14 protein-coding genes are annotated in these 13,427 nt (G+C 67.5%); 8 read left to right on the forward strand and 6 right to left on the reverse strand.

From position 1 onward, the window contains the following. Window positions 1-24: 24 nt before the first annotated feature. The 5 genes from mnmG to GGR47_RS15340 are packed head-to-tail and all read left to right on the forward strand — an operon-like array spanning window position 25 to window position 4,895. Window positions 25-1,860 (forward strand): tRNA uridine-5-carboxymethylaminomethyl(34) synthesis enzyme MnmG, encoded by a 1,836-nt coding sequence (gene mnmG / locus GGR47_RS15320; RefSeq protein WP_147036235.1) that lies wholly within the window; start codon window positions 25-27, stop codon window positions 1,858-1,860. After that, window positions 1,857-2,474, forward strand: a complete 618-nt coding sequence (gene rsmG, locus GGR47_RS15325; protein WP_147036236.1) for a 16S rRNA (guanine(527)-N(7))-methyltransferase RsmG — start codon at window positions 1,857-1,859, stop codon at window positions 2,472-2,474. Before mnmG ends, rsmG begins: the two co-directional genes overlap by 4 nt. Further along, the gene (locus GGR47_RS15330; protein ID WP_147036237.1) at window positions 2,471-3,253 is read left to right on the forward strand and encodes a ParA family protein; all 783 of its coding nucleotides are present in this window, start codon (window positions 2,471-2,473) and stop codon (window positions 3,251-3,253) included. The genes rsmG and GGR47_RS15330 overlap by 4 nt, the downstream gene beginning before the upstream one ends. Further along, window positions 3,250-4,155 carry a ParB/RepB/Spo0J family partition protein gene (locus tag GGR47_RS15335; RefSeq protein ID WP_147036238.1) on the forward strand — a complete coding sequence of 302 codons (906 nt, stop codon included), beginning with the start codon at window positions 3,250-3,252 and terminating at the stop codon, window positions 4,153-4,155. The genes GGR47_RS15330 and GGR47_RS15335 overlap by 4 nt, the downstream gene beginning before the upstream one ends. Next, window positions 4,152-4,895, forward strand: a complete 744-nt coding sequence (locus GGR47_RS15340; protein WP_147036239.1) for a dienelactone hydrolase family protein — start codon at window positions 4,152-4,154, stop codon at window positions 4,893-4,895. The genes GGR47_RS15335 and GGR47_RS15340 overlap by 4 nt, the downstream gene beginning before the upstream one ends. A gap of 110 nt (window positions 4,896-5,005) precedes the next feature. Here GGR47_RS15340 and holA read toward each other — a convergent pair whose 3' ends face one another. The 4 genes from holA to GGR47_RS15360 all read right to left on the reverse strand — a co-directional run bounded on the left by holA (window position 5,006) and on the right by GGR47_RS15360 (window position 9,538). Continuing rightward, on the reverse strand, window positions 5,006-6,025 hold the full coding sequence (gene holA, locus GGR47_RS15345) for a DNA polymerase III subunit delta (protein WP_147036240.1): 1,020 nt from the start codon (window positions 6,023-6,025) through the stop codon (window positions 5,006-5,008). Then, the gene (gene lptE, locus GGR47_RS15350; RefSeq protein ID WP_063687028.1) at window positions 6,022-6,537 is read right to left on the reverse strand and encodes an LPS assembly lipoprotein LptE; all 516 of its coding nucleotides are present in this window, start codon (window positions 6,535-6,537) and stop codon (window positions 6,022-6,024) included. The genes holA and lptE overlap by 4 nt, the downstream gene beginning before the upstream one ends. Next, window positions 6,534-9,032, reverse strand: a complete 2,499-nt coding sequence (leuS, locus tag GGR47_RS15355; RefSeq protein ID WP_147036241.1) for a leucine--tRNA ligase — start codon at window positions 9,030-9,032, stop codon at window positions 6,534-6,536. The genes lptE and leuS overlap by 4 nt, the downstream gene beginning before the upstream one ends. Before the next feature lie 62 nt (window positions 9,033-9,094). Then, the gene (locus GGR47_RS15360) at window positions 9,095-9,538 is read right to left on the reverse strand and encodes a DUF3576 domain-containing protein (RefSeq protein ID WP_017980501.1); all 444 of its coding nucleotides are present in this window, start codon (window positions 9,536-9,538) and stop codon (window positions 9,095-9,097) included. A gap of 253 nt (window positions 9,539-9,791) precedes the next feature. Here GGR47_RS15360 and GGR47_RS15365 point away from each other — a divergent pair, with 253 nt between their 5' ends. After that, complete coding sequence (locus GGR47_RS15365; RefSeq protein ID WP_286165002.1) at window positions 9,792-10,487, forward strand: hypothetical protein; 696 nt, start codon at window positions 9,792-9,794, stop codon at window positions 10,485-10,487. 188 nt (window positions 10,488-10,675) lie between these two features. Here GGR47_RS15365 and GGR47_RS15370 read toward each other — a convergent pair whose 3' ends face one another. After that, the gene (locus GGR47_RS15370) at window positions 10,676-11,152 is read right to left on the reverse strand and encodes a thiamine phosphate synthase (protein WP_221204826.1); all 477 of its coding nucleotides are present in this window, start codon (window positions 11,150-11,152) and stop codon (window positions 10,676-10,678) included. 69 nt (window positions 11,153-11,221) lie between these two features. Here GGR47_RS15370 and GGR47_RS15375 point away from each other — a divergent pair, with 69 nt between their 5' ends. After that, entirely contained in the window at window positions 11,222-11,914 is a 693-nt protein-coding gene (locus GGR47_RS15375) for a YggS family pyridoxal phosphate-dependent enzyme (RefSeq protein WP_147036243.1), read from the forward strand. Beyond that, a complete protein-coding gene (locus tag GGR47_RS15380; protein WP_063687018.1) occupies window positions 11,911-12,576 on the forward strand; it encodes an HAD family hydrolase in 666 nt (221 codons plus the stop codon). The genes GGR47_RS15375 and GGR47_RS15380 overlap by 4 nt, the downstream gene beginning before the upstream one ends. 209 nt (window positions 12,577-12,785) lie before the next feature. Here the strand turns inward: GGR47_RS15380 and GGR47_RS15385 are convergent, their stop codons facing one another. Further along, window positions 12,786-13,385 (reverse strand): ankyrin repeat domain-containing protein, encoded by a 600-nt coding sequence (locus GGR47_RS15385; protein ID WP_017980496.1) that lies wholly within the window; start codon window positions 13,383-13,385, stop codon window positions 12,786-12,788. Between the last annotated feature and the right edge of the window lie 42 nt (window positions 13,386-13,427).

Below are 13,427 nucleotides of genomic sequence, written 5' to 3' on the forward strand. Positions count from 1 at the left end.
AACGCGCTGGCATAGGCGCATCGCATGTATGACGTGATCGTCGTCGGTGGTGGCCATGCCGGCACCGAAGCCGCCGCTGCCGCCGCGCGCCGCGGCGCAAACACCTTGCTGCTTAGCCACGACCGACGCTTGATCGGAGCGATGTCGTGCAACCCTGCGATCGGCGGCCTGGGCAAGGGGCATATCGTTCGTGAAGTCGATGCATTCGACGGCCTGATCGGCCGTGCCGCCGACGCAGCCGCGATCCACTACCGGATGCTCAACCGCAGCAAGGGTGCGGCGGTACAGGGACCACGCATCCAAGCGGACCGGCGACGCTATGCCGCGGCGATCCAGGCGATGCTCGCCGCCCTCCCGACGCTGACAATCGGCGAAGGTGATGTCGACGCATTGGTCATCGACGGGGGGCGCGCGACTGGTGTCGTATTGGGCGATGGCGCACGGATCGCAGGGCGGACCGTGGTGCTGGCGACCGGCACCTTCCTTGGCGGCCGGATGTTCCGGGGTGACGAACGCCATGAGGGCGGACGCATCGGCGAGCGCGCGGCGCGCAAGCTGGCGGAGCAATTGCGGGCGCTGGCCCTGCCGCTGTCGCGTCTGAAAACCGGCACGCCTCCACGGATCGATGGTCGTACGATCGACTGGGCGCGGCTCGACGAGCAGCCGTCCGATACCGATCCGTGGACCATGTCGCCGATGACCTCGGCGCGTCTGCTGCCACAGGTCGCCTGTGCGATTACCCGTACCAACGGGGCGACGCATGATGCGATCCGCGGCGGGCTCGATCGCTCGCCGCTGTTCGGAGGGGCGATCGCGGGGCAGGGGCCCCGCTATTGCCCGTCGATCGAGGACAAGGTGCATCGCTTTGGTGACCGGGACGGGCATCAGGTCTTCCTCGAACCCGAGGGATTGGACGATGCCACCGTCTATCCGAACGGCCTGTCGACCTCCTTGCCCGTCGATGTGCAGACCGCGATGATCCGTAGCATCGCGGGGCTCGAGCGCGCGGCGATCACGCTGCCCGGCTATGCCGTGGAATATGATTATCTCGACCCGCGCAGTCTGGACACGACGCTTGCGCTGGCGGCGATCCCCGGCGTCTATTGCGCGGGGCAGATCAACGGCACGACGGGCTATGAGGAAGCGGCGGGGCAGGGCCTTGTCGCCGGCCTCAACGCGGCGGCGACCGCGTGCGATCTGGAGCCCTGCGTTCTCGATCGTGCTTCGAGCTACACGGGTGTGATGATCGACGACCTGGTGTTGCAGGGCGTCACCGAACCCTATCGCATGCTGACCGCGCGCGCCGAATATCGGCTGTCGCTCCGCGCCGACAATGCGGAGACGCGGCTCGGCCCGATCGCCGAACGGCTTGGATGTCTGAGCGACGCCCGGCGAGCACACCAGCGCGATCTGCACGAGCAGCGGGCGGCGATCCGCGCAGGATTGTCGGGCATGGTCACCGCATCACAGCTTGCCCAGCGCGGCGCAAAGGTCGCGCAGGATGGCAGCCGGCGGACGGCCTATGAGTGGCTGCGCATGTCGGGCGTCACGCTCAATATGGTCGCGCCTGACGTGGTTGGTATTGCCCCGGCCGGGGTCCTCGACGAAGTCATCGAGGATGCGCGCTATGCTCCCTACCTCGAGCGGCAGGCCGAGGAGGTCGAGAGGATGCGTCGTGACGAGCATGCGGTGCTGCCGGCCGACCTTGATTATGGCGCGGTGCCTGGGCTGTCGAACGAGATGATCGATCGCCTCTGCAAAGCACGTCCGGGCTCTCTAGGCGCGGCCTCGCGGGTGCAAGGCGTTACCCCGGCGGCGCTGTCCGCCATCTATCTTTACGCACAAAGGCGGGCAGCATGACCGAAGATGACGCTCGCGCATTGATGACGGCGCGGTTCGGATCGGCGCGCGTCGAGCGGATCGCCGCGTTTCTCGGGATGGTGGTCGCTGAGAACGACCAGCAAAATCTGATCGCGCCATCGACGATCGATAGGATCTGGGTGCGCCATGCACTCGACTCCGCGCAGTTGATGTTTCACGTGGAACAATCGGCGGGGTCGTGGCTGGATATCGGCACCGGGGGCGGCTTTCCCGGCATGATCGTCGCGCTGCTATTCGACGGCAAGGTGACGATGGCGGAACCGCGAAAGAAGCGGGCTATGTTTTTGCAGGCATGTGTCGACCACCTCGGCATAGCCAACGCCGATGTGGTGGCGAGCAAGGTTGAAGCTGTCTCGGGACGGTACGACATTATCTCCGCCCGCGCGGTGGCATCGGTCGAAAAGCTTTTGCAAGCGGCGGCGCCATGCGCCAAACCAGACACGCGCTGGATCCTGCCTCGCGGTCGGATCGAGCCGGAGCAGCTTACCGCGCTCCGCCGCCAGCGCGATCGAGTGTTTCACGTGGAACATAGTCTTACTGATCCGGACTCGGCGATCCTCATCGTCGATCGTCACAAGGGGCGCGCTTCATGACCTGTATCGCCGTCGCCAATCAGAAGGGTGGGGTGGGCAAGACCACCAGCGCGATCAACCTCGCCACGGCGTTGTCGGCGACGGGCAAGAGCGTCCTGCTGATCGATCTCGACCCGCAGGGTAACGCGTCCACGGGTCTCGGCATCGGCCAAGCCAAGCGCGGGCGGTCGAGCTATCACGTCCTCGTCGGCGAGGCAGAGATCGCCGATGCCGTCATCAGCACGCCGGTGCCGCGCCTCGATCTGGTGCCGGCGACGCAGGATCTGTCGGGCGCCGAGATCGAACTGGTCGAATTCGACCATCGCACCCATCGTCTCGATCGCGCGCTGGCGCAGGTGAAGGGACGCTGGGACATCGTGTTGATCGATTGCCCCCCGTCGCTGGGCCTGCTGACCATCAACGCCATGGTCGCCGCAGACAAATTGCTCGTGCCGCTGCAATGCGAATTCTTTGCGCTGGAAGGGCTGTCGCAGCTGCTGACCACGGTCGAACGGATTCGCGAACGCTTCAATCCCGGCCTCGCCATCCTCGGCGTCGCGCTCACGATGTACGACCGTCGCAACCGCCTGACCGATCAGGTCGCGGCCGACGTCCGCGCGGTATTGGGGCAGGTGGTGTTCGATACGGTGATCCCGCGCAACGTCCGCCTGTCTGAGGCACCGAGCCACGGTCTGCCCGCGCTGATCTACGATCATCGCTGTTCGGGATCGCAGGCCTATATCGATCTTGCGCGCGAGCTCATCGCACGCATGCCGCAAACAGCCGCGGTGGCGGCATGAGCGATGGTGGCAAGCGCAGCCGTCCCGCCGGGCTGGGGCGGGGCCTCAGCGCGTTGCTGGGTGAGATGGCGACCGAGGCACCCGTCACGCCCGGTGCCAAGAGCAATACGCCGAGCGGCGTACGCATGCTGCCGGTCAGCGCCTTGGCGCCGCACCCCGATCAGCCGCGTCGCCATTTCGATGACGCGCTGCTCGACGAACTCGCCGCCTCGATCGCCGCGCGTGGGCTGATCCAGCCGATCGTCGTCCGTCCGCACGGCCACGATTATCAGATCGTCGCTGGCGAACGCCGCTGGCGTGCGGCACAGCGGGCCCGGCTGCATGAGGTGCCCGTCGTCGTCCGCGACTTTGACGATGCGCAGACGCTCGAGATCGCGCTGATCGAGAATATCCAGCGCCAGGACCTCAACGCGATCGAAGAGGCGCAGGCGTATCAGCGGCTTGCCGGCGAATATGGCCATACGCAGGAAGCGCTGGCCAAGATCGTCCACAAATCGCGCAGCCACGTCGCTAACCTGTTGCGATTGCTGGAACTTCCGGCGGATGTGCAGGCGCGCGTCACCGATGGTTCGCTGTCGATGGGCCACGCCCGTGCGCTGCTCGGTGCGCGCGATGTCGAAATACTGGCGGAGCAGGTCGTCGCGCGCGGCCTGTCGGTACGCGAAACCGAAAAGCTCGCCCGCGGCGCCAAGCCGGAGCGGGCAGGGGGCAGCCGCGGCGGTGGCGCGGCCCCACAGGCGCCTGACGCCGATATCGCGGCACTGGAGCGCCAGCTCTCGGACCTGCTCGGCCTCAACGTCCGCATCGCACATAGTGAGAAGGGCGGCACGCTGACGCTGACCTATGGCACGCTCGATCAGCTCGACATGGTGTGCCAGCGCCTGACCGGCGACACGATATGATCCTCCGCTCGGACGAACACGACGATCTGCCGACGCCGGATGGCGGGGTGATGCGGACGCACTGGTTCCGTCCGGTGGCGGAAGGGCGTTATCCGGGGCTGTTGCTGTTTTCGGAAATCTATCAGGTCACCGACCCGATCCGTCGGCTTGCGGCGTTCTTCGCGGGGCACGGCTATGTCGTGGCGGTGCCTGAGGTCTATCACGAATACGAAGCGCCGGGCACGGTGCTCCGCTACGATCCGCCGGGCACTGATCGCGGCAATGCGCTGAAGATCGCCAAGCCCGTCGCGGCCTATGACAGCGACGCCCGGATCGCGCTCGATGCGCTCGTTGCGCATCCGGCCTGCACCGGCGCGCTGGGAACGATCGGCGTGTGCCTGGGCGGCCACCTAGCCTATCGCGCCGCGCTCGATCCGCGCGTCCGCGCCGCCGCGTGTTTCTATCCCACCGATATCCACAGCGGCACGCTGGGCGAGGGGCGCAATGATGACAGCCTCGCGCGCATGGCCGACCTCAAGGCGGATACACTGTTCGTCTGGGGCCGGCAGGACCCGCATGTCCCTTATGCGGGGCGTGAGGCGATCCGGACGCGCCTCGAAGAGGTGGGCGCGACCTACGAATGGCATGAGGTGAACGCGCAGCATGCGTTCCTGCGCGACGAGGGGCCGCGCTACGATCCGGCGCTGTTCGTCGCGGCGACCGGCTGGGCACTGGCGCTGTTCGGACGGGTGCTTCGATAAAACCGATCTGATCGTCATCCCAGCGCGGGCTGGGATCTCCGGCTGGAACGCGCACCACGAGTCGCGAAAAACCTTGGCCTGCGTAGGCGTGACGGTGTGAGCGCGGCGGGCTACCCCCGCCGCTCGACCCCACGGGTCAGCTCGGTCAGCGCATGGTCCGCGAGAACGCCGCCCGCATTGCCGCTCGCCATCACCGCCCGCTCGGCATGGCGTACCCGGTCGAGCGCGGCCGCCAGCATCGCGGCATTCCAGCGCCGCAGCGCCTGCGCGGTCGCGGCTTCCTCCCGAAAGAACACGCGGTGGCGTTTGAAGACGCTGTCTTGCCCAGCGCCGGCGTCGATCTCCGCCTTCATCTCGGCCAGCGTCATCAGCTTGCGCGCGAGTTGGCGCAGCCACGGAATGGGCGAGGTGCCGGCCTCGCTCAACCGGGCCAGTTCCGCACCCAGCACCGCGGTCTGCCCGCCGACGACGGCGTCCACTACCCGGCTCGTCTCCGCTTCGCCCAGGTCCGCGCCGATCGCGTCGAGCGCCGTATCGTCCAGGTCGTGCGGGCGGTCAGGCGCCGCGTCGAGGAACAGCGCCAGTTTCTCGATCTCGCGCGCCAGCACCGCACGGTCGCCGCCGCAGGCTGCCGCCAGCCGCGCCGACACGGTGCCGCCGGGGCGCAGGCCCGCATCGCGCGCCATGCCCGCTGCCAGGCGCTCCAGATCGGCCGCGGTGGGTTCATAGGCGCCATACGCCATCGCCCGGCGTGAATCGATCGCCAGCTTGACGATCTTGGCGGTCGATTTCACCGTTGGGGCCAGCGCCACCACGGGGTTACCGGCATGATCCGCCTCCAGCAGCGCGGTGAACGCCTCCAGGCACTCCTCGCCCGCCGGGGACACGCGAATATGCCGCGCGCCGCCGAACAAGGACATGGAAGCGGCCTCATCGGATAAACGCGCCGGATCGGAACGCAGCGTCGCGCCGTCCAGATCGATACGCTCCGCCTCCGGCCCCATCGCCTTGGCGAGCAACCCGGCAAGCTCCGCCGTCGCCGAGGCATCGGGACCGTGAAGCAGATACAGGCGGATATCCGGCGACGGGCGTTCCAGCGCCGATCGAATATCGCGCGCGTTAGCCTTCATCGCCCCGCGGGACGGCCGTTGGCGTAGACGGCGAGGCGCGAGACGATCTGGTCCGCGACGATCCCCGACAGGCGCTCCAGCGCCGTATTTTCCGCCGCGATCGTCGCATATTCGGATTGGACGACGTCGATGCCAGCGTCCGATCCTGCCGTCGCATCGACCAGGACGCTGCCGTCGTTGAGGTCGACCAGCTGATAGCGCGCGCGCAGCGTCCGCCGCTCGCGCGTCACGCTGTCGTCGCGCCGTACGCCGAAGCCGGCGATCTTGTCGTCGAGCTTCACGTCGAGGCGATAGCGCGGCGCATTGCTGCCATCCGCCGCCAGCCGGTCGCGCAGCGCATTGCTCATCAGCCAGCCCGCCTTGCCCTCGATCGGTGCGACCTCGACATGCGAGAGCGTGCCCGCGACCGCGCCGCCCGCACCGCCGCCATACAGCGGCTTGAGACCGCAGGCGCTGGCCATCAGCGCGAGCGGTACGAGGAGCGTCAGGCGAAGCGCGGGAAAACGGATCATGCGACGATATTCACCAATCGGCCGGGAACGACGATCACTTTTTTGGGGGCCTTGCCGTCGAGGCTGCGGACGATCTTGTCGCTGGCCAGTGCTACGGCCTGCAACGCGTTGCGGTCCATGTCCTTCGGGACCGTCAGCGTATCGCGCAGCTTGCCGTTGACCTGCACCGCGATCGTCACCTCATCCTCGACCAGCAGGCGCGCATCGACCTCGGGCCAGGGCGCATCGGCGATCAGGCCGTCCATACCCTTCGCCGCCCAGGCTTCCTCGGCAATGTGCGGCACCATCGGCGCGACGAGCAGCATCAGCGTGTAGACTGCATTCCGGCGCGAGGCGCCGGGCGCAGCACGCTCGATCGCGGTGACCAGTTCGTACAGCCGCGCAACCGCCTTGTTGAACGCCAGCGCCTCGATATCCTGTTCGATGCCCAGGATCGTCTGATGCAGCTTACGATCGAGCGCGGCGTCGTCGCCGTCACCGGGTTCGGGCGTTTCGCCATCGAATAGCCGCCACAAGCGCTGGACGAAGCGCCATGCGCCCTCGATCCCCGATTCGCTCCATGGCAGGTCGCGTTCGGGGGGCGAGTCGGACAGCATGAACCAGCGCGTCGCGTCGGCGCCGTAGCGGTCGACGATCGGCTCGGGATCGACCGTGTTCTTCTTCGACTTCGACATCTTCTCGACGCGGCCGACCGTGATGGGCTGGCCGGTCGCGGTTTCGATACCGTCGCGAATATCGCCGGGCGACAGCCAGCGGCCGTCCGAGGATTTGTACGTCTCGTGCGTCACCATGCCCTGCGTGAACAGGCCGGTGAACGGCTCGGCGATATCGAGCAGCCCCATGTGCTTGAGCGCCCGCGTCCAGAAGCGCGCGTAGAGCAGGTGAAGAATCGCATGCTCCACGCCGCCGATATATTGGCCGACCGGCAGCCAGCTCTCGGCAACCGCACGATCGAACGGCTTGTCTTTGGGCTGGCTGGCGAAGCGGATGAAATACCAGGACGAATCGGCGAACGTATCGAGCGTGTCGGTCTCGCGCAGTGCCGGCTTGCCGCACGACGGGCAATTGACATGCTTCCACGTCGGATGGCGATCGAGCGGATTGCCCGGCACGTCGAACGACACGTCGTCGGGCAGCACGAGGGGCAACTGGTCCTTCGGCACCGGCACGACGCCGCAGCTTTCGCAATGGATCACCGGGATCGGCGTGCCCCAATAGCGCTGGCGGCTCACGCCCCAGTCGCGCAGGCGATAGACGGTCGAACCCTGGCCCCAACCGCCCTCTTCGGCCTTCGCGATGACCGCGCGCTTGGCGGCCTCCACGTCCATCCCGTCGAGGAAGGACGAGTTCACCAGCGCGCCCGGACCCGTATAGGCCTCGTCGCCCTCGAAGACCGGATCGGTCATGTCGCCATCCGCGACGACGCGCTGCACCGGCAGGTCGTACTTGCGCGCGAAATCGAGGTCGCGCTGGTCGTGCGCCGGCACGCCCATCACCGCGCCGGTGCCGTACTCCATCAGCACGAAGTTCGCGATATAGACGGGCAATTGCCGTGTGGAATCAAACGGATGGGCGGCGGTGAGGCCGGTGTCGTAGCCCAGCTTTTCCTGCGTTTCCAATTCGGCCGCGGTCGTGCCGCCCTGTTTGCAGCGCGCGATGAAAGCGGCAACCTCCGGGTTGCCGGCAAGCGCCTGTGCGATCGGATGATCCGCCGCCACCGCGACAAAGCTCGCGCCGAAGATCGTGTCGGGCCGCGTCGAAAACACCTCGATCGTCTCGCCATTCGACACCTGGAACCCGAAGGTCAGGCCCTGGCTCTTGCCGATCCAGTTTTCCTGCATCAGCTTGACCTTGTCGGGCCAGTGCTTGAGCTCGCCGAGCCCCTCGATCAGCTCGTCGGCAAATTGCGTGATCTTCAGGAACCACTGGTTCAGCTTGCGCTTCTCGACCAACGCGCCCGACCGCCAGCCGCGCCCGTCGATCACCTGCTCGTTGGCGAGCACGGTCATGTCGACCGGATCCCAGTTGACCGCCGATTCCTTGCGATAGACCAGGCCATTCTCGAGCATGTCGAGGAACAGCGCCTGTTCGTGGCCGTAATAATCCGGCTCGCAGGTGGCGAGCTCACGGCTCCAGTCGAGCGCGAAGCCCAGGCGCTTCAGCTGCGCCTTCATCGTCTCGATATTGGCGAGGGTCCACGTGCCCGGATGCACGCCCTTTTCCATGGCGGCATTCTCGGCCGGCATGCCGAACGCGTCCCAGCCCATCGGGTGGAGCACTTCATAGCCACGCATGCGGCGGAAGCGCGCCAGCACGTCGCCCATCGTATAGTTGCGGACGTGGCCCATGTGGATGCGCCCCGACGGATAGGGGAACATCTCGAGGACGTAGCTTTGCGGCTTGCCGCTGTTATCCTTGGCGGCAAAGGTCTGGCGATCGTCCCAGACCTTCTGCCAGGCCGAGTCCGCGGTCAGCGCGTTGAAACGCGTGGTCATTCAGCAATTTCCGTTATCAGCGCGGTGCCGGCCGCAAGGGGGCCCGGCACCGCAGGCAGGCATCAGCCCGCGATAGACGCCCGGCGCAGGTCGCGGGCGCGGGTGAGGATGATGTCTTCCAGCTTCTGCGTCGTCGCGGCCTGTACCGGCGCCGACACCCACTGGCCGCCGCGGTTCACTTCGCGCAGCGCCGCGACGCGAAGTGCATCGGCCCGCAGGTCCTGGTCCAGGATCGACACGGTCACCTTCATCCGCTCGGTCGGCACCTGCGGGTTGACGTACCAGTCGGTGACGATGACGCCGCCGTTGGAATCGGTCTGGAGCAGCGGCATGAACGACAGCGTGTCGAGGCTCGCGCGCCACAGGTAGGAGTTGACGCCGATCGTCGTGATCTTCGACGCGGCGAGATCGGCGCTCGCGACGGTCTTGTTGCCGCGACCGCCGCAAGCGGCGAGCGGCAGAGCGATGGCGGCGACCATGAGGGCGGTGCGCAACGAGCGGATCATGGGCGTGACTGTCCTGCAGAAAAAGAAGCGCTCTCGCTCTATAGATGCGCACGATCACCCGCAAGCGAGCCGTGATTCGACCGGATTGGGACGATCGACCGCCAAAACCTGTGTGCCGATTGCAACAGTCGGACAAAATGATGCCTGAGCCAGCAATACTTCCATATTGGCGCGCGCCGGAATCGTGTTAGGCGCGTTGCAGCGGGAGTCGAGGGGACTGCTTGTGTTTGTGAAGCGTGCCGGTGGGCGTGCGATGACTGTGCTGATGGCGGGAGCGCTGGTCGCTGCCGGCGTCGCCGTCGCGCCCGCATTCGGCGCCGCCGAACGCGCTCAGCCCGCCCGTCGCATCACGTCTGCCACGCCGCGCTTCACCGGATCCTTCACCCCGGCCGCGGCCGACCCGCGACTCGCTGCGGCGATCGCGCGCGGGGGCCTCGACGGCATGGACTTCCGCTTCACCCCGGCAGAGGCGCGACAGGACAAGCGCGCGGTGACCGTCGCCGTTCGCGTCCGGTCGAACCGCGTCGCACTCGCCGATGCCGCCCGCACCACCGCCCCGGCACCGACCGTCGGCATCCAGCCGATCGCCTATAACCTCGGCGCATCGGTGGGCTGGAAGCGCTTTGCGGTCTCGGGTGGCATCAACCATATCGATCTCGGCCCCGTGCCCGGCAGCCGCGAGTCGACCGATGTCGCGCTCACCTATCGCGCCGGCCGCGCCAGCAGCCGCGTGATGGCGGTCTCCGACCGTCCGCTCGACACCACGCCGAAGCTGACGCAGGAACCGTCGAGCTATTCGGTCGACGTCAGCAGCTCCTATTCGCTGACCCGTAACCTCGATCTGACCGCGGGCATGCGCTACCGCTCGGATCGCGACCGCCTGACCCGCCTCGACGATACGCGGCGCGACAGCCAGTCGGTCTATGTGGGCACCGCCTTCCGCTTCTGATCGGCGGCGGCGGGGCGGGCGTGATCTGACCTGATCACCGTCATCCCAGCGAAGGCCGGGATCTCCTGCTGATGGTGCGAAGCAGTCGCCACACCCCCGTCATTGCGAGCGTAGCGAAGCAATCCAGGGCGTCATGATCCGGCTCTGGATTGCTTCGCTACGCTCGCAATGACGATCAACAGTTCCGCCTAGCGCCTGCCCGGCATCAGCCCATTGATCGCCGCCCAGCCGTCGAAGCCATAGCGGCGGATCGCCAACCAGCGCGCGCCCGTCATCCCGCCAAGCGCCACACGGCCGGCGCCAAGCCCTCGTCCGATACCCACCGCCCGCCGCACGCCCAGCACCCGCGCACCCGGATGCGACCGGGTAGCAAAGACCGGCGACACGAACAGCCACGCAGCCCCCGCGCGGATACCGCGAATCGCCTCGCGTCGATCATGCGCTGCATGGGTGAAGGCCCGCCGGCCGCCATGCGACCCGACGCCCGGCATCCGGCCGGCCGCACTGATCAGCAACTGGCGTGCCGTCGCCAGCCGCCGCACCGTCAGGAACAGCCGGTGCCGCTCGCCTCGCGGCAGGCCGTAATGGCGGAACACCACGCCCGCGCCCGGCGGCAGCGCACGGATCGCCGGCAGCAGCGCCGCGCCGATGCGTTCGTCGGTCATCAGCCACGCATGACGCCGGGGAGACAGATTGCGGTTCAGATCGGCCACCACCCCGCTATAGCGAGCGTCATGACCGCCGACACCCTGTCCCCGCCTGCACCCTCCGCGCTCCACACTGTCACCACCGCCATCGCCCAGGCCGCGCACATCGCCGGCCGGAAGGCGGAGGCGGTGACGCTGATCGCCGTGTCCAAGACGCACGACGCCGATGCGATCCGCCCGCTGCTCGACGAAGGCCATCGCGTCTTCGGTGAAAATCGCGTCGCCGAGGCGGCAGAGAAATGGCCGGCGCTGCGGGCGGCCTATCCGGGCGTGTCGCTCCACCTGATCGGCCAGCTTCAGTCGAACAAGGCCGACGACGCGGTCGCGCTGTTCGACGCGATCCATTCGGTCGACCGCCCGTCGCTGGTCGAGGCGTTGGGCAAGGCGATGGCGAAGACCGGCCGCCGGCCCGACTGTTTCGTGCAGGTCAATATCGGCGCGGAAGACCAGAAGGGCGGCTGCGCCATCGCCGATCTGCCCGCCCTGCTCGATCAGGCGCGCGCTGCCGGTCTGCCGATCGTCGGGCTGATGTGCATTCCACCCGCCGACGTTGAGCCCGCGCCCTATTTCGCGCTTCTCGCCAAGCTGGCGCGCGAGGTCGGCCTGACCGGGCTCAGCATGGGCATGTCGTCCGATTATCCGACCGCGGTGACGATCGGTGCGACGCACGTCCGCGTCGGCAGCGCCTTGTTCGGCGCGCGTGGCGGAGCCGCCGCATGACGCCGCGTGGTCTGTTGTTCGATTTCGACGGCGTGCTGATCGAGAGCGAATTCGCCGGCAACCGCCAGCTTGCCGAATGGCTCACCGACGCGGGCTATCCGACGACCCCCGCAGATTCGATGGCGAACTTCATGGGTCTCGCCGGCCCCGATTTCCGCAAAGCGATCGAGGCGTGGATCGGCGGCCCGATCCCCGCAAGCTTCGACGCGGCGCGGGATGCGGAAGATGCGCGCGCGATGGCGGAGGGGATCGATGCGGTGGCCGGTGCCGTCGCCTTCGTGCGCTCTCTGCCCGCCGATCTGCCGCGCGCGGTCGTCTCGTCCAGCCCGACGCGCTGGATCCGCCGCCACCTCGACCATATCGGGCTCGCCGACGCGTTCGGCGACCATATCTACAGCGGCCGCGAGCACGTGACCCGCGGCAAGCCCGCGCCCGACCTCTATTGGCACGGCGCCGCGGCGATCGGCGTGCCGATCGAGGCGTGCGCGATACTCGAGGATTCGCCGGTCGGCGCCACCGGCGCGGTCGCGTCCGGCGGCCACGTCATCGGCCTGTGCGCCGGCACGCATTGCGCCATCGGCCACGACGCGCGACTGAAGGCGCTGGGCGTTCAGGCGATCGCGCACGACTTCACCGAGGTCGCGCGACTGCTGGGCCTCTAACCCACCCCGTCATCCCGGCCCTGCGCCGTGGCACTGATCATTCCTCCCCCGCCAGGGGGAGGTGGCGCCGCCAAAGGCGGTGACGGAGGGGGAGGTCAGGGCGCGCGTCGTGGGCAGGGACGTTCCTTTCCGCCCCCTCCGTCATGCCTGCGGTATGCCACCTCCCCCTGGCGGGGGAGGATCATCCAACCCCGCAGAAGTCGCCCGTCCTACAGCCGCGGACCGGATACCTGGGCGCGGACCTTCTTCGGCGCGTCCTTGAACAGCGCCACCATCGCCGGATTGCGCGAATCGCGCACCGCATAGTCGCGCGCCGACAGGCCGGCGAGATTGTCCGTCTGGTCGGGGTCGGCGCCCTTGTTGATGAGCGTGCGCGCAATGCCTTCGTTGCGGGTGTTCACCGCCAGGATCAGCGGCGTCTGGCCCGACGAATTGGCGAGATTCGGGTTCGCCTTGAACATCAGCAGCAGGTCAACCAGATCGTCGCGTCCGGCCATCACCGCCAGCGCCAGCGGCGTATTGCCCTTGGCATCGCGGATGTTGGGATCGGCCTTATGCTGCAGCAGATACTGCATGTAGAGATTGCCCGAATGGCTCGTCAGGTCGTGCAGCGCGCCGCGGCCGGTGGTGGGCGATTTGGTGTTGATGATCGTGCTGCCCGGCGTTTCGATCATCGTGGTGACGGTCTTGCCGTCCTCCTTCTCGATCGCCTGCAGGAATTTGTAGCTTTCGGACTGTTGCTGCGCGGCGGCGGGGGTGATCACGGCGGCGGCGAGGCTGAGGGCGAGCAGGAAAGGGCGGCGGATCATCGTAGGTCCCTTGGACAAGACTTGCGGGCGCACCGGTAACAG

Source organism: Sphingomonas aquatilis (genome assembly GCF_014196115.1).
In the GTDB taxonomy this organism is placed as follows: Bacteria; Pseudomonadota; Alphaproteobacteria; order Sphingomonadales; family Sphingomonadaceae; genus Sphingomonas; species Sphingomonas aquatilis.

Bases quoted from the DNA above. Each gene is read 5' to 3' on its own strand.
- GGR47_RS15365 (WP_286165002.1), top strand. From the start codon at position 9,792: ATGACTGTGCTGATGGCGGGAGCGCTGGTCGCTGCCGGCGTCGCCGTC.
- mnmG (WP_147036235.1), top strand. From the start codon at position 25: ATGTATGACGTGATCGTCGTCGGTGGTGGCCATGCCGGCACCGAAGCC.
- GGR47_RS15375 (WP_147036243.1), top strand. From the start codon at position 11,222: ATGACCGCCGACACCCTGTCCCCGCCTGCACCCTCCGCGCTCCACACT.
- GGR47_RS15330 (WP_147036237.1), top strand. From the start codon at position 2,471: ATGACCTGTATCGCCGTCGCCAATCAGAAGGGTGGGGTGGGCAAGACC.
- GGR47_RS15340 (WP_147036239.1), top strand. From the start codon at position 4,152: ATGATCCTCCGCTCGGACGAACACGACGATCTGCCGACGCCGGATGGC.
- leuS (WP_147036241.1), bottom strand. From the start codon at position 9,032: ATGACCACGCGTTTCAACGCGCTGACCGCGGACTCGGCCTGGCAGAAG.
- GGR47_RS15335 (WP_147036238.1), top strand. From the start codon at position 3,250: ATGAGCGATGGTGGCAAGCGCAGCCGTCCCGCCGGGCTGGGGCGGGGC.
- holA (WP_147036240.1), bottom strand. From the start codon at position 6,025: ATGAAGGCTAACGCGCGCGATATTCGATCGGCGCTGGAACGCCCGTCG.
- GGR47_RS15370 (WP_221204826.1), bottom strand. From the start codon at position 11,152: ATGACCGACGAACGCATCGGCGCGGCGCTGCTGCCGGCGATCCGTGCG.
- GGR47_RS15380 (WP_063687018.1), top strand. From the start codon at position 11,911: ATGACGCCGCGTGGTCTGTTGTTCGATTTCGACGGCGTGCTGATCGAG.
- GGR47_RS15360 (WP_017980501.1), bottom strand. From the start codon at position 9,538: ATGATCCGCTCGTTGCGCACCGCCCTCATGGTCGCCGCCATCGCTCTG.
- lptE (WP_063687028.1), bottom strand. From the start codon at position 6,537: ATGATCCGTTTTCCCGCGCTTCGCCTGACGCTCCTCGTACCGCTCGCG.
- rsmG (WP_147036236.1), top strand. From the start codon at position 1,857: ATGACCGAAGATGACGCTCGCGCATTGATGACGGCGCGGTTCGGATCG.
- GGR47_RS15385 (WP_017980496.1), bottom strand. From the start codon at position 13,385: ATGATCCGCCGCCCTTTCCTGCTCGCCCTCAGCCTCGCCGCCGCCGTG.